This window comes from Bacillus sp. PK3-037 (assembly GCF_054161355.1).
Genome location: NZ_CP096408.1, coordinates 2,149,144 through 2,169,554, shown reverse-complemented (window position 1 = coordinate 2,169,554; position 20,411 = coordinate 2,149,144). Strand labels below are relative to the sequence as shown.

Below are 20,411 nucleotides of genomic sequence, written 5' to 3'. Positions count from 1 at the left end.
CGACTTATGATACATATTTGGATCACTGGCCTTTTATTATTGGCTCAGCCCAGCGAGCCATCTGACAGTTTAGCGATCACACAACAAGGACGGACGATTGCTACTGTTCACCGCGAAGATTTTACGATGCCTCTTCCCGGTACCCCAATGATTGATCATGAAAAATACCGTAAGTTTATCAAACGGCTTGATCAACAAATTTACCGGGAGCCCATAAACGCCAAGCTTAACGATCAAGGAATTATCATCCCGGGGAAAATGGGTTACAGACTTTATCAACAAGCGTTTAAGGAGAAATTTTATGCCTATTTCTTTGGTCATGGCCCATCCAAAATAGAAGTGCCGGAATTGAACATTTATCCGAAAGTTGACAGCGAGTTGCTTGCTCACATCAGTACGCAGCAATTAGGCCAGTATGTAACTTATTTTAATTCAAGCAATAAAAGCCGTTCACACAATATTTCCCTTTCTGCAAAAGCAATTGACAATCATGTTGTTTTTCCAAATGAGACGTTTTCATTTAACCAAGTTGTTGGGATGAGAACTCAGGACAAAGGATACATGCGTGCACCTATTATCGTAAAAGGTGAGTTGTCTGAAGGTGTAGGCGGGGGAATTTGTCAGGTGTCATCAACATTATTTAATGCTGTCGATCGTGCAGGGCTGCAAATCGTTCAGCGCTATTCTCATACAAGAAGCGTACCGTATGTGCCATCCGGACGTGATGCAACCGTAAGCTGGGGAGGCCCTGACTTTCGCTTTCATAATCAATATAACCAACCGGTCCTAATCCGGGCCAAACGATATGAGGGAAGTATGATTGTTACGCTTTATTCCTCTGATGTCATCAATATCAAACTGCGAAAAGTTCCCAAAGCGCCATCACAGCTACCAAAAGAAATAAATGCCGAGCGATAAATGACATAAGCGATTCATTCATTTTATGCAACCTGACGACTTCTTTTATGGGAGGGTGAATTAGAGAGACATAAGGTTGAGTCCAAATGACTGAGTTCTCTATACGAAAGCTGATTTTGATTAAAGCATTACTTCCTGATCGAAATCTTACTGAAATAGCCTCTATAATTCCGGCAGCTATTTATAAAGAAAAAAGCAACAATTCAAACGTTGCTTTTTCCACTTTATCTTATTCAGAATGTTGTACGCTAATTGCTTACTATGCGGGATCCAACTTTTATTAAAGAAGATTCTTAAACGATTATAAAAATGGACTAGTATCTATCCTGGTGGAGTTTTTCCCCTTAACTTGTTTTAACGTCGCTACTATAAGAAAGCTGACAATCACTAACAAGAGCCATGAACTCACTTTTCCTAGATGAACGAGAGTCCATGTATCGGTTTGGTTTGGGTATTCCCAAGCCCCAAAAAACGTTGCGATATTTTCTGCTATCCATATAAAAAATCCGATGAGCATAAATGAAAGGGCGAGCGGCATACGGTAACGAGTCCCATTCACGTCGTATGTAACCCATGATTGCCAAAAGACGATCAAGACAAGTCCAGATAACCAAAAGCGGACGTCAATCCAAAAGTGGTGGATGAAAAAATTCAAATAAATCGCAGCGGCGAGAGGTACAACGGCCCAAAGCGGCGGCCACTTCACCAGTTCAACCTTAAGCCTCCTCCATGCCTGGCAAAGATAACTGGCTACACTTGCGTACATGAAGCCGCTATACAAAGGCACTCCAAACATTTTGGAATATCCCTCCTCCGGATAAGACCAAGAGCCCATATGTACCTTGAAAAGTTCAAGAGCAAGTCCAATAAGGTGGAACATTGTGATCACCTTTAGTTCATCCCGTGTTTCAAGCCCTGAATACACCATCCACCATTGCATGAGAAGGCAGATGATGAGCAGCCAGTCATACCGTGGCAGGAGGGGAAGCGGTATGATTTGTGTAATTGCCAAAGAGGTAAAAATAACGACAGGAAACAGACATGATAGGGCCTGCTCCCAGCCAAAACAAACGAGTTGTTTAAATGCTTTCATGAATTTTGCCTCCAAAGGTTTTCGATTAAATGAAAGGCCTGTTTAGTATAGTCGCTAAATAGACATAGGGTTATGCCCATAGAATCACCGCCGAGTAACTATCTTTTCCTTGCATGATTATTCCTGCTTTATTAATCTGGGGTGTCTTCATCACTTCGGTATTCCAAAATATCTCCGGGCTGACATTCTAAAGCCTTACAAATCGCCTCTAAAGTTGATAATCGAATGGCCTTTGCCTTTCCATTTTTTAATATAGAAAGATTAGCCATCGTGATTCCAACCTTCTCCGACAGTTCCGTTACGCTCATTTTCCTTTTAGCCAGCATCACATCAATATTGATTATAATTGCCATTGTTTTCACCTCAGACTGTTAAATCATTTTCTGATTTTATATCTATAGCTTCTTGCAAAAGCCTTTGGAGAACAGCAGCAAAGACTGCGATAACCATTGAGGCAAAAATAAGAACCAATCCGATTAGTATAATACCTGGAGCGTCGTCCATCTCCGCGATGAGATAGAAGAGTGGCATGCCTGCTGCAAGTAATAGACTGATGGTGATTGCACAGTATTTTATTTTCTTTAAAGCTCTTACTGATAATTCCGAGAAAGCTTTATTCCGGTCAATATAGCTTAAAAGTGCAAAGGCTTGATACAGAGCGAAATAAAAAGGTATCGCCGCTGCATACAAATCGATATAAACAAGATATTTCAGATAAGAAATATCTGGATACAATTCCGCTGCAAAGTTCGCTATCTCCGGCACTAAAAATATGCACAGAGCAAGAACTGGAATTCCAATAAGAATAACAGCTATCTTTAAAAAGAGTGTTGATCCTCGTTTCATAAAAAGCACCTCACCTAATAATGTCGATTTGAATTTAACATATTATTTATCGTTTTACAATAAAAAAATATTGAAAAAGATTATTTCCTTGTTGTTTTAAAACTATCCTTTTTCACTTTGGACAAGAAAAAAGCATTCCTCATTACAGAGAAACGCTCTATATTCTTAATCAATTCAATTTGAAAATTGGGCAGCTGACTGAATCATTCATTATGGTTTAAAAATAACGCGTGGCACATAAGGGGTTGTTTTGAATCATGTACACGTTCGTTTATTTTGCTTAGGCGAAGGTGATATATAAAGCAATCTGGCAGGGTACTTAATGGGCTTCAATAAGCTCAGGTGAATTGTTTTTAGGTGAGTTAACTAACGATGAAACCTGGTATGCTTCCATGTCATCAGCATCATATGGCAAAAGCAAGCTTTTGAGAAAATCGGGATCTGTATTTTTAGGGTTCAGCCATTCTTTTTCATGATCGTGACTCAATATAACCGGCATTCGGTCATGGATATTTTCCATAAGTGCATTAGGTTTTGTCGTAATGATTGTGCAAGTGTAGAGCGGGCAACCTTCAGGCGTATTCCACTTTTCGTATAAGCCGGCAAAGGCGAACAGATTGTATGATTTCAGTTTGATTCTCATAGGAATCTTAGTTTTTGGATCAATACGTTTCCATTCATAAAAGCTGTCGGCCGGAATGATGCAGCGTTTGCTGACAAGCGGTTTTCGAAAGCTGGGTTTCTCGGCCAATGTTTCAGCACGAGCATTGATCATTTTATAACCGATCTTTTCATCTTTAGCCCAAGGAGGAATGAGACCCCATCTTAATTTTCCAAGGCGGTTGCTTGATCCATCATTAATAATGGTAAGGATGTTTTGTGCTGGCGCGACATTATAGCTGCGGTGATATTCGTCTTCAGGCAAGAAGTGATCTATGTTGAATTGCTCAATGATGTCGTCAAATTCTGAGAATAAAGTGAATCTGCCACACATATTCATCATCCTTTTGGGTTTTTGAATATTGTACAGGGTTGGTATACGAAAATCAAAAAGGGGAGTATGATGCAGCAAGTGAAGAATGAATTATTTGAATAAAAAAGTGAGGGAAAATCAAAGATGCGGAAACATTCAACGTTATGTGTAGCAAGAAAGTTTTAAGGCTACAGATATAAAAGCCGTTCCAAAGATTTAAGAGTTATAAAATGAAATGTATAAAAAAGGTAAGGAATAGTATTAGCATCTTAATTGGAATGCACGGAATTTTTAAATACTGATGTAAAAATGCAATGTTGGTTAATGTTAACCTTTTCGCAAATGTGAAGAAGGGAATAGGTATTGATTTTTAATGAAGTGGTCATGAAGCCCAAGTTTCAAGAAAATGAGCCTGAATCTTGGGCTATTATAGCTTGAGATATCTTGATATTAAACCAACAGGAAATGAAAAAAACTGATATCATTTCATCAGTATAAAGAACTTGTTCCAGACTCTTACTATCTAATGACGGTGAGTGCGATGCCATACCCTTTTTTCGGAGCGTAAACGGTAGTGATTTTCATTACTTTCCAGGTTCCTTCAGATGCTTTTGTTCCTATCCCATTACGCGCAGTAAGGTAGTCTCCTTGTCCCACAGTTTCGTCAATACGTACATAATGCTGTCCCGCCAGTCCAACCACATGCCATTCGTCCCTTACAGCCCGTGAATGATAAGCGGCCTCCAGCGCTGCATCATAGTCTGGATTTTGTTTTGGCACACGTATCAATTCACCGGTTTCCTTGTCGACCAGATCCTCATAAATGAATCCGCCAAACTCATTAGTCAAATAGCGGCCCTGCCAGACGAAGCTGGATGCTCCTGAAATGAAAGCTGCTGTTTCCGAAATAACTCCAAGCATATAATCACCCACGTGGGCGGGCGCTATTTTTTCACCTCTTAAAGTGACGATTGTACCTGTCTGGATTAACTGCCCAGTTGAACTCTCAAAATACTCTCCATATCCATTTAAGGAAGAACTGATCGCTCCTGCAAATGTCCCGTTTCCTCTAACTGAGTCAAGAAGCCATTTCATTGATTGATGGCCTCCTGCCACGGTGTATGGTTCTTCCAGTATAATACTTTCAGAAGACAAAATTGTTCTTGAAACATTGTTTCCTTTAATATGAGCATTGTTTGAAGAAGCGATTAATGCACGGGAGCCTTCTGTGCTCGAGCCTCCTGAAGCGCCGATGACCGCATTTCTTTCTCCCTTCGCCGTAATGTCTCCGGTACCAGCGATAACTGCGCTCGTTTGGTTAAAGGCGAAGCCAGAGGTTGTTGCAAGCTGTGCGCCTCCTTTTAAATTAATGGGTACATGCTGGTATGATTGACCTTTGATGGTGACAGCTGCACTATATCCTTCTGCCTGTACACCGAGAATGACGGTTTGATTATTAGGCGACTGAATTCCGACCGCTCCGTTATCAGCAATCATTGCACCGTTTAGTATATTCACATTATAGAGACCGCCACCGATTGAAATTCCTTTCGGAGCAGATTGATAAATATCAAAGTTTGAAATTTTGATATAATCAGTTTTATTTGACCCGCCTGATAAATGAATATCAACACCGGCTTTTTTAAATCCGCGAATTTTAATACCGTTAAGGGTGATATTCTGACTGCGGTATTGCAAAGCTACGACAGGATTTTCCTTATAGTCATAATCGGGATCACCAATTGCTGTGAATCCGCTTACATTAACGTTTTTATATGCTGAAACAACTAGCGCTCTTGGCGTGACAGCTTCATAAAGAGAGTTGAAAACCGGTTCAATTGCTGAACAATCAATGAGTGTGACATCATAAGCCGTTGTGCTTTCAGGATCAGTGGCTTGATGATGACCAATATGACGAAGATCAAATGCCCGGACATCACGATAAGAAACATGGCCGATGATATGGACATTTTGAGAGGCTGGCCACATTGCATGCGCTTTAACCTCTACTCCACGAATGTTTCCGCTTGTAAAGTTATTTAAAAGCCACACATGCTTAGACCCATCGTCGATTTCTATTCCGTTGGAGTTGGATACACCCTCTGCAAACTCTGTTCCTCGCGGATTACCGGAATGGCAATTTGAAATAAAAATGTATTCACTATAATGGGTAGTAATGCCGTCGTCTCCTGAACCATATGCCACACAGTTATCAATCCAAATATATTTTGAGCCGTCTTTAGTCCAGTCGGTATCAGGTAAATGATCGTACGTTGGGGATGTAATATCAATACCGTGAAGGCCTGCGTTAATGGCTTCCACGTCTCTAATCCATCCATATTCAACTTTAGCAAAAGTTAAACAGCTGGAGAATTGACCGCCAGGATTTTTCACACCGCATTGTCTATTTGGATTCCAGTCTAATGACATTCCTTGAACAAAAATATTGCGGTTCCCATTTTGGTAATCATCATTTGTGATTACCCATTCATGAGCGGGAGTGTCTTCATGAAGTTTAATTACGGTAATTCCTTTACCTTGCCCTGCAATTGTTGTCCAGGACGGAAGTTTAATCCCTTGAACCAGATATTCTCCGGCAGGAACATTTACTTTGACGCGACCATTACCGATTGCTTTTCGAAAAGCTTCTGTATTGTCTCGTCCATCGGGAACAGCTCCGAAGTCTTCCACATTTACTTCCCGGGTGATTTTACTTAAAAGCTTATGGTATTCTCTGTCAAGACGTTCTTTTAAAAGAGAGGTGATCTCTCCCTCTGCCGTCATCCTTGCGTCAGTAACTTCGATGTTTTGATCTGTAACGGAATGCTTAATAAGGTTTTGCATTCTCTCCTTGACATGTTCAATTTCAGATGTATATTCCGGGTGTGACTCAGATTTGGCGTTTAGAGAAGGATCGGGGTAGTTTTTAAAATGAACCATTCTAAAGACACCTCTTTCTTTTAATGTAAGCGCAGTTTTCAGTATTGCAGTTGCTGTAGCGGCTTTTGCGCTTATCTTTCCAATTCTGTATTTGTTGCTAGAATTCCTTTTAAATCCATATTAGTTTTCAAAGATAAGTAAGTCTTGAACAAGAAATCGATGAATATAGGGAAATTAGTTAATGTCCAAAAAAGCAGGGGCTCACATTCCAGCGCTGATTTAGAAACTGGGATTACACCAAAAGAAAATACTAAAACTAATGTAAGGAAAGATATCATTAGGCTTTTTAATTTAAGAAAAGATTCACTGCAACTCCTTAGCAGACTTGAATCCACTTTACCTATTCGGTTTCGTTAGAGAGCCAAGGTATTAAAAGAGTCTGATTAGCTTCTGCGTGTATTCAATGGTAGTAGTCATTAAGTGGCAATAGAATTGAAAAACATTTAAGTAGGGGAAATTCAAGCATTGACGCACGTTAAGGAGTGTTAATATGTACCGGATTAAATATATGAAAAGGTGAGAGAAGAATGAAAAGACTTGCCTTATCAAGTTTTACTGCTATTGTCATCTCAATCCTCGGACAGCTGATGGGAATGTTAGATGATTCTTATGCAGGGGGTAACGCATGGTTCGTAGGTGTATTAGCAGGATTGATTACCCTTCTTATTTTTATTGACAGTCAAGAGATGACAAAAAGTTTTATCATAAGTTCAAGTATAATTTTAGGTATTCTAGGAGTAGGTTTTTTATATTTCCCAGCTGCATTAATCAACATTTTAATAACTTTTAAGCTAAACAAGAAAAAAGAGAGGGGATTTTTTAATTCGTAAAGAGAGAAAGTATGGTAAATGATGACATCATAGTATTGGAATCACCATTTTATTCAGTGGATTGAATTTTTAGGTTATACAATAAAAAAAGGGCGCCGGCATTGCCAGCGCCCTTTGCAGCATTCCTTATTTATTAACAGAAATCGTGACATTATTTCCAGAAGGGAGGACTTTTGCAAAATCCTGTGTATCTACGGCAGGTGTCACTGCTTTATTGTCGATTGTGATGTTGTTAAAAGTTGTTGAAAAAGTTACTTTAATGGCAGAGCGTTGGCTTTCAGCTGAAACCGCAGCGGTGGCAAGTGTTTTCCATTTCGACAGAGTGCCGATGTTTGTTCCTTGAATTTCCATGATAATACGCCCGGTATAGCCGTCATTGTTCGTTCCCCAGAGGGTCATGCGAGTATTCCCGTTCAAGTTTTTGTAGATCGTCATTTGCACTGTGCTTCCGGGACGAAAGCCTTTATTGTAAGTGAATTTCTCTTTTCCTTCGATATACGTTTCATCATTTTTAGAACCGACTTTCATGAGCGGTTTCCAGACGTTGTATTGTTTGCTGTACTGAAGGCCGATATCTGCCTCTGTTCCGTTTTTTGCGCTAAAGCCTGAATAAATATAAGGGGTAGAGACAGAGTCTTGGATGTTCACAGTGTCGGGAAGCTTAATTTTAGCCGTGAATACAGCGCCTGTGCTGTTTATGTAGGCGCGTCCGCCGATTCCCTTAGGCAGCTGGGAAGCCGCTTTTGCCACTTGAGTGTCTGCTCCTGGAAGACCTGGAACTCCTGAAGAAATGGTCCCGAAAAGAATAGCTGTTCCTACTGCACCTGCAATTAATGCTTTTTTCAACAAAATTCCCCCTTTTAAAAGTGGTTTCGCCAATTATTATACCTTATTTTGGAACGGCTTTTATTAAGATAAATCGACAAAATCCTTAAAATCTCATGTTTATGAATGGGTTATGTTTATATATTGATACCATAGATCTAAAAATAAACAAATTAAACTATGTACCAAATGTTCAATTTTTATTAAAAAATCGGCATTCAGGAGCAAATAATAATTGTACGACACTCACCAAAGGTAAAAAAGCTTTATCCTTTTTTAACAAATTAGACCTATGATTCGTTTAGACATTGAAGTTACATAGTTTTTTCTGCAAAAAAAACCCCCGGCCATTGACCGGGGAAGCAAAATTGAGGAGATTAAATGGAGTATTAGCAGTGTTTCTTACGCTTTTTATACTCTACAATGTAGTCATAGTCTTTTTTGTCGTGATCATAATGTTTTTTGTCAAAATCACAGTAGTAATCTTTTTTGTCATGGTGATCATAATGTTTTTTATCATAGTCGTAATACTTCTTGTAATACGTTTTCTTAACCGTACAATACTCTTCTTTATATTTTTTGTAATAACCCATAAATACCCCTCCTTTTATGATCATACGCTTTATTATATGGAAGTTAGAGTTTGCGGATTGGACAGTTTAAAGTGCAAAAGTAAAAAAGGGCTGTCCAAAAAAAGAAGTTGAGTAAAAATCAGAGGAAAACTGAGGGATCATGCAGAAACAACAATATAAAAAGCCGATGTGCATCGGCCAAATCATTTAACCTTACATTTGCTTGTCTTCTTTGTTTTCTGAACCACTACTTCTTATGTCTTGAGTCAATCCGCTTGTCGCTTTTTTAAATTCTGATAAGGCTTTTCCGGCAGACCGGCCAAGCGCAGGCAGCTTATCAGGACCAAACACTAGGAAACCTACAAATAAAATAACTAACATTTTTGTGACGCTTAATTCCATGATGCTTCTCCTCCTCTTGTTTGAAGTACAAACCCTTATTAACAAATTATAAAAGATGGCGGTTCAAATGAGAATACGTCTGTTTTGAATATTTTGTATAACACATGCAAAGGGAGAGTGATGTGATTTCTTCAGGAAAAAATGCTGATGATAAAACGTATGAAGCTTCCAATGCTATACACATACCTGCAATTTTATTTAAAGGGAGGTGATATATATAACTGTAAGTTGCTATGATTAAAATAAGGGGGAGATATTAATTATGAGATGCAATAAGCTAATAGGGTACCTGTCTGTTTTCATGTTCGCTGTGGCTTTTCCATTATCTGCACATGCAGAAAAAGCGGGAACTGCTGGAGCCGGAGAGTGGGATAAGCTTGGGACTTACACCTATACTTATTCAAGTCCGACAGTATACTCGAGCGGAGGTGATTTTAGAGTTTGTCTTTCAGGAAGTACACCTTTCTCCGTATCGCTGCATCTATATGAGGATGATGCTGGCGACAACCCTGATGAATATGTGGGTTCTAATTATTTTTCACCCGGAGAATGTCATACCTTTAGCAGTATCGGGAAATTTGTAGATGGAAGCAATAACAAGGCAGAGTTCTTTGTTACTGATTACTCTGGTAAATCAAAAGCAGTTACGTTTTACGATTGATTCGGAGATACAGTTCAGTGAATATAACTTTACCATGAATAAAAGAGAGAGGGGAGCTCTCTCTTTTTATACTGTATAGCAATGAAATACCTTACTCTTGAACAGCCTTGCGAAGGCGTTCATTCACAATGCCTGTCCAGCCTCCATCCATCTTATCCCGAATGACTGAGCTTTTCTCGTTTGCCTTACCGATCATTTCGTCCGGCTTCTTCCAACCACTGTGGATGAGAGTGAATTCTGTTTTGTTCCCTACGTCTGTTAATTGAAATGTAACAATCCATCCATCAGTATCCCATTCAAAAGAAAGCTCTCCGGGAGCATGAACCGTCAAAACTTTGCAAGGTGATGGTCCAAATGGTGATTGTAAATGAAATTTATATCCTTCCTTCAGCTGAAAATCATTCGGCATAAACCACTTGGCTATGCCTTCTGAAGTTGAGACTGTCTCCCAAACTTTTTGAATAGGCACCTCTAATGTTATATGTTTTGTAATGTCCGGTAATGTTTTTTCTTGATATTTATCCATATATTGCTCCTCTTTATCCAATATATACTTTCAAGCAAATTTTATATCAGCTAATGAAATCATGTCCAGAGTGAGCATGAATTATGCTGAATCTGTTGTCGGCAAGTGTTCTATTCTATAAATTTCACCATCTTGATGGTTTGTCTGGCTGTAATGGGCTTTTAGGAACAAAGATTTCTTTTTAATCAATTAGCATTTCGGGTATTTGTGCACTGATCAGTTTTGTGTTATTGGCCAATGTGCTGTTTTTCTGGAGAAAAGAAAAGAGCATAGCATATGTCTCAGGCATTTTGGCTGTAGTTAATGTAATTATGCTGATATCTCTGCTTTTTCTATCGTGATGCGAATGTAAAGAAGGAGGGTTCTGCGTGCTCGGTAAAATAAAAGCGGCCATTGATAATAGTCCGGTAAAGCCAGCAAAAATTGTAGTTAATGAAAGCACACTTCAGCAGTTAAAAGAAGAGATGCGTTTTGTTTACGTTTCCAAACCTAAAACCATTATGGGGATACCTGTGGAGGTTTCAGAAGATGTAGAAGGCTTTGAACTCAAATTTTAACGTTAATATATTTTAATACTATAAATATGCTAATATAGGAACTGCTAGAAAATGAAGGGGGGAGGGACTGTGAAACAGAAGCCGATTTATGTCGAAATCGAGATGATATCTGACCTGGACAAGCTTTGGGAATATACGCAAAACCCATCGCTACATCAGGAATGGGATCTGCGGTTTTCTGACATTACATATTTACATAGAAGCGTAAATGAAGCGCAGAGGTTTCTTTACGAGACAAGAATTGGCTTTGGATTAAAGGTGTCAGGTGCTGGTGAAACCGTGGGAACGAAATTGCATTCCTCTCAAAGAGTATCCTCCCTGGCCTTTTCCTCCAACCATCCGTTATCCCTGATTAAAAAAGGCAGCGGGTATTGGAAATACATACAGCATGATAACGGGAAGCTTACATTTATGACGCAGTATCAATATGAAACGGCATATGGCTTTCTGGGAAGATGGATTGACCGTTTATTATTTCGGCCGCTGTTGGGCTGGGCAACAGCATGGAGTTTTGATTCATTGAGACTTTGGATTGAACAAAATACATCCCAAACAATCGTTCCGTTATGCGTTTGTCTATATGCTGACGTGCTTGTTTTTTAGTCTGTTTTGGTTTTGCCACGGGTTTACAGATTTTGAAACGAACAATATGGCAGGAGCAGTGAAGTTAGGATTGGGCATTTTATGGCTGAGTCCATTAAAGAGAAAATGGACACTTCATGCTGTGCAGACCTGTATCCTTGCTGTCTGCGCTTTTCTGGATGCCGGAATATGTTCTTTACTGTTAAGTGTGGCTACTGCGGCAAGCGGCTTGATCAGTCTCCGGCTTCCAAGTGCTCGGCATACGAAACGAAAAAGAAAGAAGTGAAATGGTGAGTTCAATGTATAAAAAAACAATTATAAATTATCATCTATTACATCCCAAGCTGCAGAAACGTTATCAATTAGACAGGTCACATCCATTCAGCGGAAGAGGAACGATGTCAGAAATAAGCGGAGGGTCTTTTTTTGTCAGAATGCTGCTGAAGTGCGGAGTGTTTTTTAGATGTTTCTTTTCAGAAAGAGGAAAGGACATCCCTTTTACAATTAAAAACAGAACATGTCTTACGAAGCAGGAACATACGGGGATTGAATGGAATCGGACTTTTGTCTTTAAAGATAAAAAGCGTTTCTTTGATGCAGTTATGGTATACGACGAAAATGAAAAACGAATACTTGATTTTTTCGGCCAACCTCATATTCTGCTGTCCGTTTTAACTTTTGAAGCATTCTCTGACGGGTCTCTCCACATTACATCAGGGAAGCAATGGCTATTAATATGCGGAAAAAGAATTCCTTTGCCAAAATGGCTGAGCGGTAATTCCACTGTTTGCGAAACTTTTGATGAAAGCAACAACTGTTTCACTATTCAAGTTCATGTGGAAAATGCAATTCTTGGCACTCTATTCTTTTATAAAGGGACGTTTCAGGAAACAGAGGGAGAAGTATGTTAAAACGAAACGGCATCATTAGTGCGCTTTGTTTCATTTGGTTTCTTGTATCTGAAGCTCCCGACATATCAGTTGCGGAGGCGCTTGTCTTGTTTTCCATTCTCTTTTTTGTGCCGGGAATTTTTCCTTTTGTTTTTCATCAATCAGCTCACAGGACTATTCAATTTTCGGAAAAATTATTGATGCACATCTATCCGGCAGCAGCTGTTTTCGCGGTATTAGCCCTTGTGACAGACGTGGGGTATTTTGCACTGATCTGGTGGATATACACTGCTTTGTTGGCTTTATATGGTGTGTTGCGGCTCTCGAAAACAAAAATACATAGAATTGAAGAAACATCTATTTTATTTGGACTCGTTTATTTAGGAGGAGGGGGATTTTGGTTTTTTGCCTATGCTGCGCATTTACATATCCTGCACTTCGGTCCTCTTATTATTTTGCTCACAGCTGTTCATTTTCACTATTCTGCTTTTCTGATCCCGATCTTTCATGGTTTACTTGGCAGAGTCAATAGAGATAAACGGATTATGTACGGTTGGGTGACATGGATTATTTTACTGTCGCCGCTCCTCATCGCACTCGGAATAACATACTCAAAAACACTTGATATCTTGGCGGTTGGTATCTATATGGCGGCACTATATTTTAACTCATACTTAATATTTAAGACAGCTTTTCGCAGTAAGACAGGAAAAGTGCTTATCCGGCTGTCTTCTGTAGTGTTAATGATAACGATCTGTTTCTCTTTTATTTACTCATTCGGTGTATTCCGGCAAGAAGTCACGCTGACCATCAGCCAAATGATTTGGATACACGGTGTCGTGAACGCATTCGGTGTTATTTTGCCGGCTCTTGCAGGATGGAGAAAAGAAAATCCTCAGCCCTCGGATGCGAGCGTCAAGGTTTTCAGCCGTATATACGGAAAGAGAACAATCGGAAAGAACTTTTTGCACAACATTCATGCTGAAAATAACATTCAATATAGCGGACTTGTGGATGATATGAGAAGCCTTCGTTCAAACGATTTTTCACCGGAGCATTTGACACCGTTGATTGTTTCTTTTTATGAACAGACGAAAGATTATGAGGTAAAAGCAAAAGTGACGTGGAGCACTTGGTTTCAGCCCTTTGCGAAAATGTATGAATACATCAGCAAAAGAACCGGACAAATACACCTGTCTACGAATCCTGACTGGTATAGGATGTACAGTACAATAAAAGGTGTCCATTCAAAAAAAGACGGAAGAAAAAAGGTGCGTGCCTGGATCAGAACAAATGAAAAAAACGAAACCATTTTTACCGCGCTGTATTCTGTATATCGCTCAAAAGGGGAGGGGTACATGAATATTTCTCTGCCGCTTCCTTTCAGTAACATGACAGGCATTTTAAAGCCTTATCATCACAAAGAGAACCTGATTTTGTCCAGCAGGCGGAGAAAAAGCGGTGCTGGGGATGAAGGGATTTATCTTAGAACAAAAATCGGGACCTGCCCGCTTCCATTATCTGAAACCTTTCTAATAAAGGCTCCGGCGGGTGCAAGCAGGTTAACAGCTGTTCACGAAATGTGGCTGTTTGGGATTCAATTTCTAACTGTAGATTATGACATTACATATTGCCCGTCCAAATGAATAATATATAACAAAGACAATAGTTCATCTGACAGTCTCTCGTCCGGTAAACAATCGGTTCGGCACATTTTCATGCTGCGCCTCATACAGACGGGGAAGGAAGGGTTTTTATGTTTTATATCAGTTTGTTTCTGATTGTATGGCTGGCTGCGGGATTTGCAGTGGGGATGAAGCAAGTTTATGTCGATCAGCTGTTCGATAAAGATGTAATCGACAGGTTTGAAAAAGAAGCAGGTGACCATGATCTTGTTGACCGTTTTATCAAAAATCGTTTCATTTATATTGCAGCAGTTACTTTAAGCGGGTTTATTGCTGTTTACAGTGAAATAAAAGCCATGCCGCAAAAGCGGAGAATAAGAAAAATTGAAAAAGACATTAATAAGCTCAATAAAGTAAAGAAACGCGGGAATAACAGAAAGTAAAAGGTGCACAAGCCAGCAGGCGGGTGCATTTTTTTATTTTAATGGGGGAATGAGAATAAAGCCGGTGCGATCTTACTTTTTTGCTAAGGAGTATAAATTCATAAATGTGAAGAACAGCGCCCGGGCTAATGGTATATAATATTGTGAATTTAACAAAAATTTAACAAGGAGGACGATATAATTCGTGCTAAAGCCTCAAAGAGTCCAGCATCCTGTGTTTTTGGTTTTGAGGCGGAGTAGATGAAACCGGCCAAAGTATCCCTGCTCCGCCGTTTGCTCCATTCCTTGAAGCATGTTGATTGTAACATAGCCAAACGTTTTCCATCAACTTTAAAAAATGTAAAATTGCTGTTAATTTTCTTGTTGTTTGTTCCGGTTTCTTCTGTATATGCAGAGGATATCTATCAGAACTTCGAGGAATTAAAGAATCACGAAGATCCTTCAGATTATAACATTGCCACAAAAGAAACCGGCAGCTCTGTGCTTGTTGTAGCTATTCACGGAGGAGGTATTGAAGGCGGCACAAGTGAATTGGCGAGAGAGCTCAGCAAAGAATATTCCATGTATTTGTTTGAAGGTTTGAAGACGTCTGGAAATTCAGTACTGCATATAACAAGCACACATTTTGATGAGCCTCAGGCACTCAAGCTTGTAGCAAGTCATGAGTATGTTATTTCATTGCATGGATATGCAGGAGAGGACCAACTGATACAAATCGGCGGAACAGACCGATCAAGAGCGGCAGAATTAGTTTCAAAACTGCAAAAAGCCGGTTTTCCGGCTCAATTGCTTGGTACGGATCATCCGCATGCAGGCGTAAGTCCAAACAATATAGCGAATAAATCAAAAACCGGTTTGAGCATCCAGTTAGAGATGAGTACAGGTTTCAGAGAATCTTTGTTTGGCATCTTTTCTTTAAAAAGCAGATCCGTGACTCAAAATGAGAGGTTTTATGATTTTACAGAAGTGATGACCCATTTCATAGAAAACAGTTATTAAAATAAGGAGGCTTTGCGCCTCCTTATTTTTCGTCCTTCTGATCATTGGCTTCAGGAAACAATTCATCTGATGCCTCAGTTTGATATTGCAAAGTGTTGTCTTTGACAGTCAGTTCGTTTCGGAATGTTTCATCCAGCACATTTTTCAGTAAATACCGGTGAAAAAAATATTCAAAAACTGTAAGGCAGACAGATGCAATCAGAGCGGCTGCAAACGGTGAGAAACCGTTTCTAGTTTGCGTTTCAAGAAAGACCCAAAGAATAACGAGTGAAAGTCCGAAGTCAGCCAGTGAAGCTGTCATATTGCTGGTTCTCGGCAAGATCAGGATGTCACCGGAAAGGTATGTTACAAAGCTTAAGAAAAATGCAATAAACAGCACACTTAAAAAGGAAGCATGGTAAACTCTATCCAAAATCACATACAATAGGGCAAGAGTTAAAGCTGTCTTAGAAGCAAGAGCGATAATATGTTTCATTTGATCACCTATATTTGTGGCAAATCTTTAGCGGTATCTGCAGCCTCAAGATCGACACTTATTTGCTGAGTTAAATCTTTAGAATGATAAAAACCCTTTGCAGCCATATAATGAAAAATTTGTTCATGGGTATTCATCGCGTCATGTAAATATTGCTGCAGCGTTTCTCTGACTTCTGGGGAAGAAGATTCTGTGATGGCAGCTGCAATATTTCTAACGCCTGTCTTTGCCGATATTAAAAAATCCGTTGCGATCACTTGTTCGGTCATGCTGCCCATTCCAGCTAATTTTTGAAAGAACTCATTCACGCTTGTTCACCTCTCACTGACAGCAATTCCTGCAAACGCGCAACCTGCTGTTTTGTTTTTTGAGCATCCTGCTCAAGAATACTCTTTAATTCTTCATCTTGTACAAGTCCCGTCATGGTTGAAGATTTTGTCAAACAAAGATTCTTAAACGTAAGCAATTCGTGCAATTCCAACGTTTCATGAAGGCCGTAGCCATTCATAATGGTCATTCCCTTCTGAAGTAATATGGTTTATTTTGAACATATTGCTTTTGTTTACACTGGTATTTTTTGCTGGTCGTTTGAAACTTTCTGGCTTCAATGTCCGTACACAAGGGGTGGGGTGAGATTCTGTTAAAATAATCAATTATTCACTGGTTTTTAATCATCTATTTTTAAATACTAAGGAGGAGACGCAGTGGAGATCAAAGGGATCAATCACTTGTTATTTTCTGTTTCTGATTTACTGACTTCAATCGAGTTTTATCAAAATGTCTTTAATGCTAAACTGCTTGTTAAAGGAAGAAGCACTGCATATTTTGATTTAAACGGCATATGGCTGGCTCTCAACGAAGAGCGTGACATTCCCAGAAATGATATTAACGCTTCTTATACCCATATCGCTTTTACAATTGAGGAAAGCAAGTTTGAAGAAATATCCGCAAAATTAAAAAACCTTCATGTTACTATGTTGCCTGGGAGAGAACGAGATGAACGTGATCGAAAATCAATTTATTTCACTGATCCTGACGGCCATAAATTTGAATTCCATACAGGAACTCTTCAAGACAGGCTTCAATATTATAAGCAAGCTAAAACCCACATGGATTTTTACGATTGAAAAAGTACGGGAAACAGAGTAACAGGGGATATACATATTTATCTTCTGGGGTTAATATATGGTGAAGGAGGGGGATTGCAGTTGAGAAATAAAATATTGCTCATGACAGCTGTTTTACTATGTGTTTTTGGAACCGGGACCATTCATGCAGCAACTTCACAGTTTGAGCATAAAACCGACTTTATTCTAAATGACGGAACAAAAGCGTTTTATGTAGAAAACATTAGTGATGTATCGGCAATGGATTATTTTTTAGGATACCAATTTACGATATTAGGAGTGAACACTTGTTCAGTTGACATTAAGCTTCAGCGAATGGGACTTGCAGGGGATTATACTACGTTAAGCACAAAACAATTCACCGGTAATTGGTTTGACTTTAGCGCTCAAGATAAGGTTTCCATTGAACCTTATCACCGGTATCGAATATTAGCTGAAGAGCATTCAGAAGACTGTGCAAGTGTTCAGGTAAAAGGCCGCTATGGTGTAGAATATTTTAATTTTGATTGAAGCTCACATTTTTGAAAAGAAGTGAGCTTTTTTTTGCGGAATAAATTAACTAAATAAACTATGTACTAAATTTTCAGTATATTTACTTTTGCCACGCTCAATATAAAAGAGCAGAGTATAACTCATCTTTTCACGTCCAAAATTCGAAACATTTATAAGAAGAGAACGTCTAATTTGTTAAACAGCACTTTTTTTTAAAAGTTTCGTTAAGGAAAGAAAATTTCTTGACTTCAACAATTAAATGATGGATAATTATGGTGTAAACATGATGTTCTTTTTCCTCCTATTCAGGTTCGCACCTAAGCCAGGGCGAGCCTGCTTTTTTTAAAAACAAAACCCCCACTCCGCAAAGGAAGAGGGGGTTTATTCTTTGTAACTGATAGCTCAATAGTTTAATGGACAGTTCTGAACACACCAATTACTTTTCCTAATATGCTGACATTCTGCAGTATGATCGGAGCCATGGTTGGATTTTCAGGCTGTAAGCGAATGTGTGTATCCTCTTTATAGAAACGTTTTACCGTAGCTTCATCATCTTCTGTCATCGCCACTACGATTTCACCGTTATTCGCCGTGTTTTGCTGTTTAACAATAACATAGTCCTTATCAAGTATACCTGCGTCAATCATACTGTCACCCATGATCTCCAGCATAAACACATGCTCGTCCGGAGGAACCATACGATCAGGAAGCGGGAAGTATTCTTCAATGTTTTCAACCGCCGTAATAGGCGAGCCCGCCGTTACTTTTCCGATTACCGGAACATTAACGACTTGGCTTTTTGGAATCTCTACTTCTTCATCCAGAATTTCTATCGCTCTTGGTTTTGTCGGATCGCGTCTAATCAGCCCTTTTGTTTCCAAACGGGCCAAATGGCCGTGGACAGTAGAACTGGACGCAAGGCCGACAGCCTCTCCGATCTCTCTAACCGAAGGCGGATATCCTTTTGATTTAACCTCTGTTTTAATAAAACGGAGGATATCAAGTTGCCTTTTTGATAGCTTCGTCATTTTTTGCACCTCTAAACGTCGATTTTAAATAGATTATAGCATGATTTTCCTGACAGTACAAACATAGGTTCGAAAAAAACAATTGACAGAAACATTTGTTCGTATATACTGAAATTATAAAAAAAGCGAACAAACATTCTTGTCGGAGGTTGTTATCATGAATAAAGAATCTATTATTTTTGTCGGCCTGTTCACTGTGATTCTAAGCGTGGTTATCCTTCTGTTGTCATATACAAGCAGCGACCAGGAGCTTAATCAATATGTTAAAATAAAAGTTCAGTCTGGGGATACGCTCTGGTCGCTCGCTGATCAGGTGGATGACTCAAAAAAGATAAATAAAAGTGATTTTGTTGAATGGGTAGCTGAAAAAAATAATCTCCAGACGTCTGAGATTCAGCCTGGGGATGAATTGGTGATTCCATTAAAAAAGGAACACCCGGCTGCATACGAACTGGCTACTGTTAAATAGAGAGGAAAGGTAGAAAGGTGAAAGCACTCATTTATGCCCGAGTAAGCACAAATAAAGAACAGCAAGAAACCTCATTAAAGCGGCAGGAGGAGGAGCTTACGGCCATTGCTGCCGAGAACGGCATGGAAGTCGTCAAAGTGATTTCTGAAAAAGCCAGCGGATATGAAATGGACCGGGATGGTGTATTTGATTTGCTTGATCATATCAAGAATTCAAATATTGACGTGATTTTAGTTCAGGATGAAACAAGACTCGGCCGGGGAAACGCGAAAATTGCACTTCTTCATTGTATTTACAGGGAAGGTGTGAAAGTATATACGACCGCACACAGAGGTGAGCTGGAGTTATCAGAGGCTGACTCTATGGTGCTGGAAATCGTCAGCATTGTGGAGGAATACCAGCGGAAAATCCACAACATGAAAATTAAACGCGGAATGAAACGCGCAGTGAAAAATGGTTTTAAGCCACAAAAGAACCTGAAAAACCAGCATGAAAATAGCGGAAAAGAAAGAATAGAAGTTCCGATCTCGGAGATTGTCCGGTTGAGGGCGAATAAACTGACGTTTGCTGAAATCGCGGCTACGTTGAGAGGTTTTGGCTATGATGTGTCAAAGGCGACAGTCCATCGGCGTTTTCAGGAATACATAGAGAATGAGCAGACAGGCGAGTGAATCAGTTGTAAAACTCCTCTTGTTTTAGTAGTATATAGACAAAATGCAATAAAGGAGTTTATCATGATTTCAAACGAAAAAATTGCCAGAATCAATGAACTTGCCGCAAAAGCTAAAGCTGGCGTTATTACAGAAGAAGAAAAAGCTGAACAGCAAAAGCTCCGTCAAGAGTACCTAAAAGGATTTCGTTCTTCTATGAAAAACACATTAAAAAGTGTAAAAATCATTGATCCTGAAGGCAATGACGTAACACCTGAAAAGTTAAAGAGAGAAAAAAATAATAACAGACTTCACTAATATAAGAGGAATACGGCAATATCGTATTCCTCTTTTGTATATACTACAAACAACAGCGCTTTCTTCAGGTGACAAAATGTATCATGTTTCTCTCAAATTTAAGCTGAAACAGTTGAGAAAAAGTCGTCAGACATTTATGATGAAAGGGTACAACATATAAGGAAGGGGAT

Annotated in this window: 26 protein-coding genes and 1 pseudogene; 14 read left to right on the top strand and 13 right to left on the bottom strand. The window is 39.3% G+C overall.

The window, feature by feature from the left end; translation table 11 throughout:
• The first annotated feature begins 6 nt into the window (after nucleotides 1-6).
• The gene (locus M1D69_RS11290) at nucleotides 7-918 is read left to right on the top strand and encodes a VanW family protein (protein ID WP_024121554.1); all 912 of its coding nucleotides are present in this window, start codon (nucleotides 7-9) and stop codon (nucleotides 916-918) included.
• A gap of 301 nt (nucleotides 919-1,219) precedes the next feature.
• Here the strand turns inward: M1D69_RS11290 and M1D69_RS11285 are convergent, their stop codons facing one another.
• From M1D69_RS11285 to M1D69_RS11265, 5 genes are all read right to left on the bottom strand, one after another.
• On the bottom strand, nucleotides 1,220-2,011 hold the full coding sequence (locus M1D69_RS11285; protein ID WP_458106053.1) for a DUF817 domain-containing protein: 792 nt from the start codon (nucleotides 2,009-2,011) through the stop codon (nucleotides 1,220-1,222).
• Nucleotides 2,012-2,142: 131 nt separating this feature from the next.
• On the bottom strand, nucleotides 2,143-2,364 hold the full coding sequence (locus tag M1D69_RS11280; RefSeq protein ID WP_202853651.1) for a helix-turn-helix domain-containing protein: 222 nt from the start codon (nucleotides 2,362-2,364) through the stop codon (nucleotides 2,143-2,145).
• Between the two features lie 10 nt (nucleotides 2,365-2,374).
• Nucleotides 2,375-2,857 carry a DUF2975 domain-containing protein gene (locus M1D69_RS11275; RefSeq protein WP_458106054.1) on the bottom strand — a complete coding sequence of 161 codons (483 nt, stop codon included), beginning with the start codon at nucleotides 2,855-2,857 and terminating at the stop codon, nucleotides 2,375-2,377.
• A gap of 319 nt (nucleotides 2,858-3,176) precedes the next feature.
• Nucleotides 3,177-3,851, bottom strand: a complete 675-nt coding sequence (locus tag M1D69_RS11270) for an SOS response-associated peptidase (RefSeq protein WP_458106055.1) — start codon at nucleotides 3,849-3,851, stop codon at nucleotides 3,177-3,179.
• Between the two features lie 498 nt (nucleotides 3,852-4,349).
• Nucleotides 4,350-6,770, bottom strand: a complete 2,421-nt coding sequence (locus M1D69_RS11265) for a peptidase G2 autoproteolytic cleavage domain-containing protein (RefSeq protein WP_458106056.1) — start codon at nucleotides 6,768-6,770, stop codon at nucleotides 4,350-4,352.
• Between the two features lie 527 nt (nucleotides 6,771-7,297).
• Between M1D69_RS11265 and M1D69_RS11260 the strand changes: the two genes are divergently transcribed.
• Nucleotides 7,298-7,600 carry a hypothetical protein gene (locus M1D69_RS11260; protein ID WP_458106057.1) on the top strand — a complete coding sequence of 101 codons (303 nt, stop codon included), beginning with the start codon at nucleotides 7,298-7,300 and terminating at the stop codon, nucleotides 7,598-7,600.
• 126 nt (nucleotides 7,601-7,726) lie between these two features.
• Here M1D69_RS11260 and M1D69_RS11255 read toward each other — a convergent pair whose 3' ends face one another.
• From M1D69_RS11255 to M1D69_RS11245, 3 genes are all read right to left on the bottom strand, one after another.
• Nucleotides 7,727-8,449: a YrpD family protein gene (locus tag M1D69_RS11255; protein WP_458106058.1), complete on the bottom strand. Its 723-nt coding sequence runs from the start codon at nucleotides 8,447-8,449 to the stop codon at nucleotides 7,727-7,729.
• Between the two features lie 365 nt (nucleotides 8,450-8,814).
• Entirely contained in the window at nucleotides 8,815-9,018 is a 204-nt protein-coding gene (cotC, locus tag M1D69_RS11250) for a spore coat protein CotC (RefSeq protein ID WP_458106059.1), read from the bottom strand.
• A 192-nt stretch (nucleotides 9,019-9,210) separates the two neighbouring features.
• Nucleotides 9,211-9,399, bottom strand: a complete 189-nt coding sequence (locus tag M1D69_RS11245) for a twin-arginine translocase TatA/TatE family subunit (RefSeq protein WP_044155756.1) — start codon at nucleotides 9,397-9,399, stop codon at nucleotides 9,211-9,213.
• Between the two features lie 262 nt (nucleotides 9,400-9,661).
• Between M1D69_RS11245 and M1D69_RS11240 the strand changes: the two genes are divergently transcribed.
• Nucleotides 9,662-10,060, top strand: a complete 399-nt coding sequence (locus M1D69_RS11240) for a hypothetical protein (protein ID WP_458106060.1) — start codon at nucleotides 9,662-9,664, stop codon at nucleotides 10,058-10,060.
• Nucleotides 10,061-10,151: 91 nt separating this feature from the next.
• Here the strand turns inward: M1D69_RS11240 and M1D69_RS11235 are convergent, their stop codons facing one another.
• Nucleotides 10,152-10,586, bottom strand: coding sequence for an SRPBCC family protein (locus M1D69_RS11235; RefSeq protein WP_458106061.1), 435 nt, complete (start codon nucleotides 10,584-10,586; stop codon nucleotides 10,152-10,154).
• A gap of 368 nt (nucleotides 10,587-10,954) precedes the next feature.
• Here M1D69_RS11235 and M1D69_RS11230 point away from each other — a divergent pair, with 368 nt between their 5' ends.
• The 6 genes and pseudogenes from M1D69_RS11230 (at nucleotide 10,955) to M1D69_RS11205 (ending at nucleotide 15,682) form a co-directional block, all read left to right on the top strand.
• Nucleotides 10,955-11,143, top strand: coding sequence for a hypothetical protein (locus tag M1D69_RS11230; protein ID WP_458106062.1), 189 nt, complete (start codon nucleotides 10,955-10,957; stop codon nucleotides 11,141-11,143).
• A 69-nt stretch (nucleotides 11,144-11,212) separates the two neighbouring features.
• Nucleotides 11,213-12,011 (top strand): annotated as a pseudogene (locus M1D69_RS11225) (hypothetical protein).
• 4 nt (nucleotides 12,012-12,015) lie between these two features.
• Complete coding sequence (locus M1D69_RS11220; protein WP_458106161.1) at nucleotides 12,016-12,636, top strand: DUF4166 domain-containing protein; 621 nt, start codon at nucleotides 12,016-12,018, stop codon at nucleotides 12,634-12,636.
• Nucleotides 12,630-14,261, top strand: coding sequence for a YndJ family protein (locus M1D69_RS11215; protein ID WP_458106063.1), 1,632 nt, complete (start codon nucleotides 12,630-12,632; stop codon nucleotides 14,259-14,261). Before M1D69_RS11220 ends, M1D69_RS11215 begins: the two co-directional genes overlap by 7 nt.
• A 110-nt stretch (nucleotides 14,262-14,371) precedes the next feature.
• Nucleotides 14,372-14,683, top strand: a complete 312-nt coding sequence (locus M1D69_RS11210) for a hypothetical protein (RefSeq protein WP_458106064.1) — start codon at nucleotides 14,372-14,374, stop codon at nucleotides 14,681-14,683.
• Between the two features lie 240 nt (nucleotides 14,684-14,923).
• Nucleotides 14,924-15,682, top strand: coding sequence for a poly-gamma-glutamate hydrolase family protein (locus M1D69_RS11205; RefSeq protein ID WP_458106065.1), 759 nt, complete (start codon nucleotides 14,924-14,926; stop codon nucleotides 15,680-15,682).
• A gap of 22 nt (nucleotides 15,683-15,704) precedes the next feature.
• Here M1D69_RS11205 and M1D69_RS11200 read toward each other — a convergent pair whose 3' ends face one another.
• Genes M1D69_RS11200 through M1D69_RS11190 form a run of 3 tightly spaced genes read right to left on the bottom strand, consistent with a single transcriptional unit; the run spans nucleotide 15,705 to nucleotide 16,665 of the window.
• On the bottom strand, nucleotides 15,705-16,157 hold the full coding sequence (locus M1D69_RS11200; protein ID WP_268497838.1) for a YndM family protein: 453 nt from the start codon (nucleotides 16,155-16,157) through the stop codon (nucleotides 15,705-15,707).
• A gap of 8 nt (nucleotides 16,158-16,165) precedes the next feature.
• Nucleotides 16,166-16,465, bottom strand: coding sequence for a spore coat protein (locus tag M1D69_RS11195; RefSeq protein WP_059335692.1), 300 nt, complete (start codon nucleotides 16,463-16,465; stop codon nucleotides 16,166-16,168).
• Nucleotides 16,462-16,665 (bottom strand): DUF892 family protein, encoded by a 204-nt coding sequence (locus tag M1D69_RS11190; protein ID WP_024121571.1) that lies wholly within the window; start codon nucleotides 16,663-16,665, stop codon nucleotides 16,462-16,464. Before M1D69_RS11190 ends, M1D69_RS11195 begins: the two co-directional genes overlap by 4 nt.
• 196 nt (nucleotides 16,666-16,861) lie before the next feature.
• Here M1D69_RS11190 and fosM point away from each other — a divergent pair, with 196 nt between their 5' ends.
• Entirely contained in the window at nucleotides 16,862-17,284 is a 423-nt protein-coding gene (fosM, locus tag M1D69_RS11185) for a FosM family fosfomycin resistance protein (protein WP_458106066.1), read from the top strand.
• A gap of 81 nt (nucleotides 17,285-17,365) precedes the next feature.
• The gene (locus M1D69_RS11180) at nucleotides 17,366-17,794 is read left to right on the top strand and encodes a hypothetical protein (protein WP_458106067.1); all 429 of its coding nucleotides are present in this window, start codon (nucleotides 17,366-17,368) and stop codon (nucleotides 17,792-17,794) included.
• Nucleotides 17,795-18,186: 392 nt separating this feature from the next.
• Here the strand turns inward: M1D69_RS11180 and lexA are convergent, their stop codons facing one another.
• Nucleotides 18,187-18,804: a transcriptional repressor LexA gene (lexA, locus tag M1D69_RS11175; protein WP_458106068.1), complete on the bottom strand. Its 618-nt coding sequence runs from the start codon at nucleotides 18,802-18,804 to the stop codon at nucleotides 18,187-18,189.
• Nucleotides 18,805-18,961: 157 nt separating this feature from the next.
• On the opposite strand from lexA, the gene yneA reads away from it, so the two are divergent.
• From yneA to M1D69_RS11160, 3 genes are all read left to right on the top strand, one after another.
• Nucleotides 18,962-19,273 carry a cell division suppressor protein YneA gene (gene yneA, locus M1D69_RS11170; RefSeq protein WP_059291742.1) on the top strand — a complete coding sequence of 104 codons (312 nt, stop codon included), beginning with the start codon at nucleotides 18,962-18,964 and terminating at the stop codon, nucleotides 19,271-19,273.
• 17 nt (nucleotides 19,274-19,290) lie between these two features.
• Entirely contained in the window at nucleotides 19,291-19,944 is a 654-nt protein-coding gene (locus M1D69_RS11165) for a YneB family resolvase-like protein (protein WP_024121575.1), read from the top strand.
• 63 nt (nucleotides 19,945-20,007) lie between these two features.
• Nucleotides 20,008-20,241, top strand: a complete 234-nt coding sequence (locus M1D69_RS11160; RefSeq protein ID WP_024121576.1) for a DUF896 domain-containing protein — start codon at nucleotides 20,008-20,010, stop codon at nucleotides 20,239-20,241.
• Nucleotides 20,242-20,411: the final 170 nt, after the last annotated feature.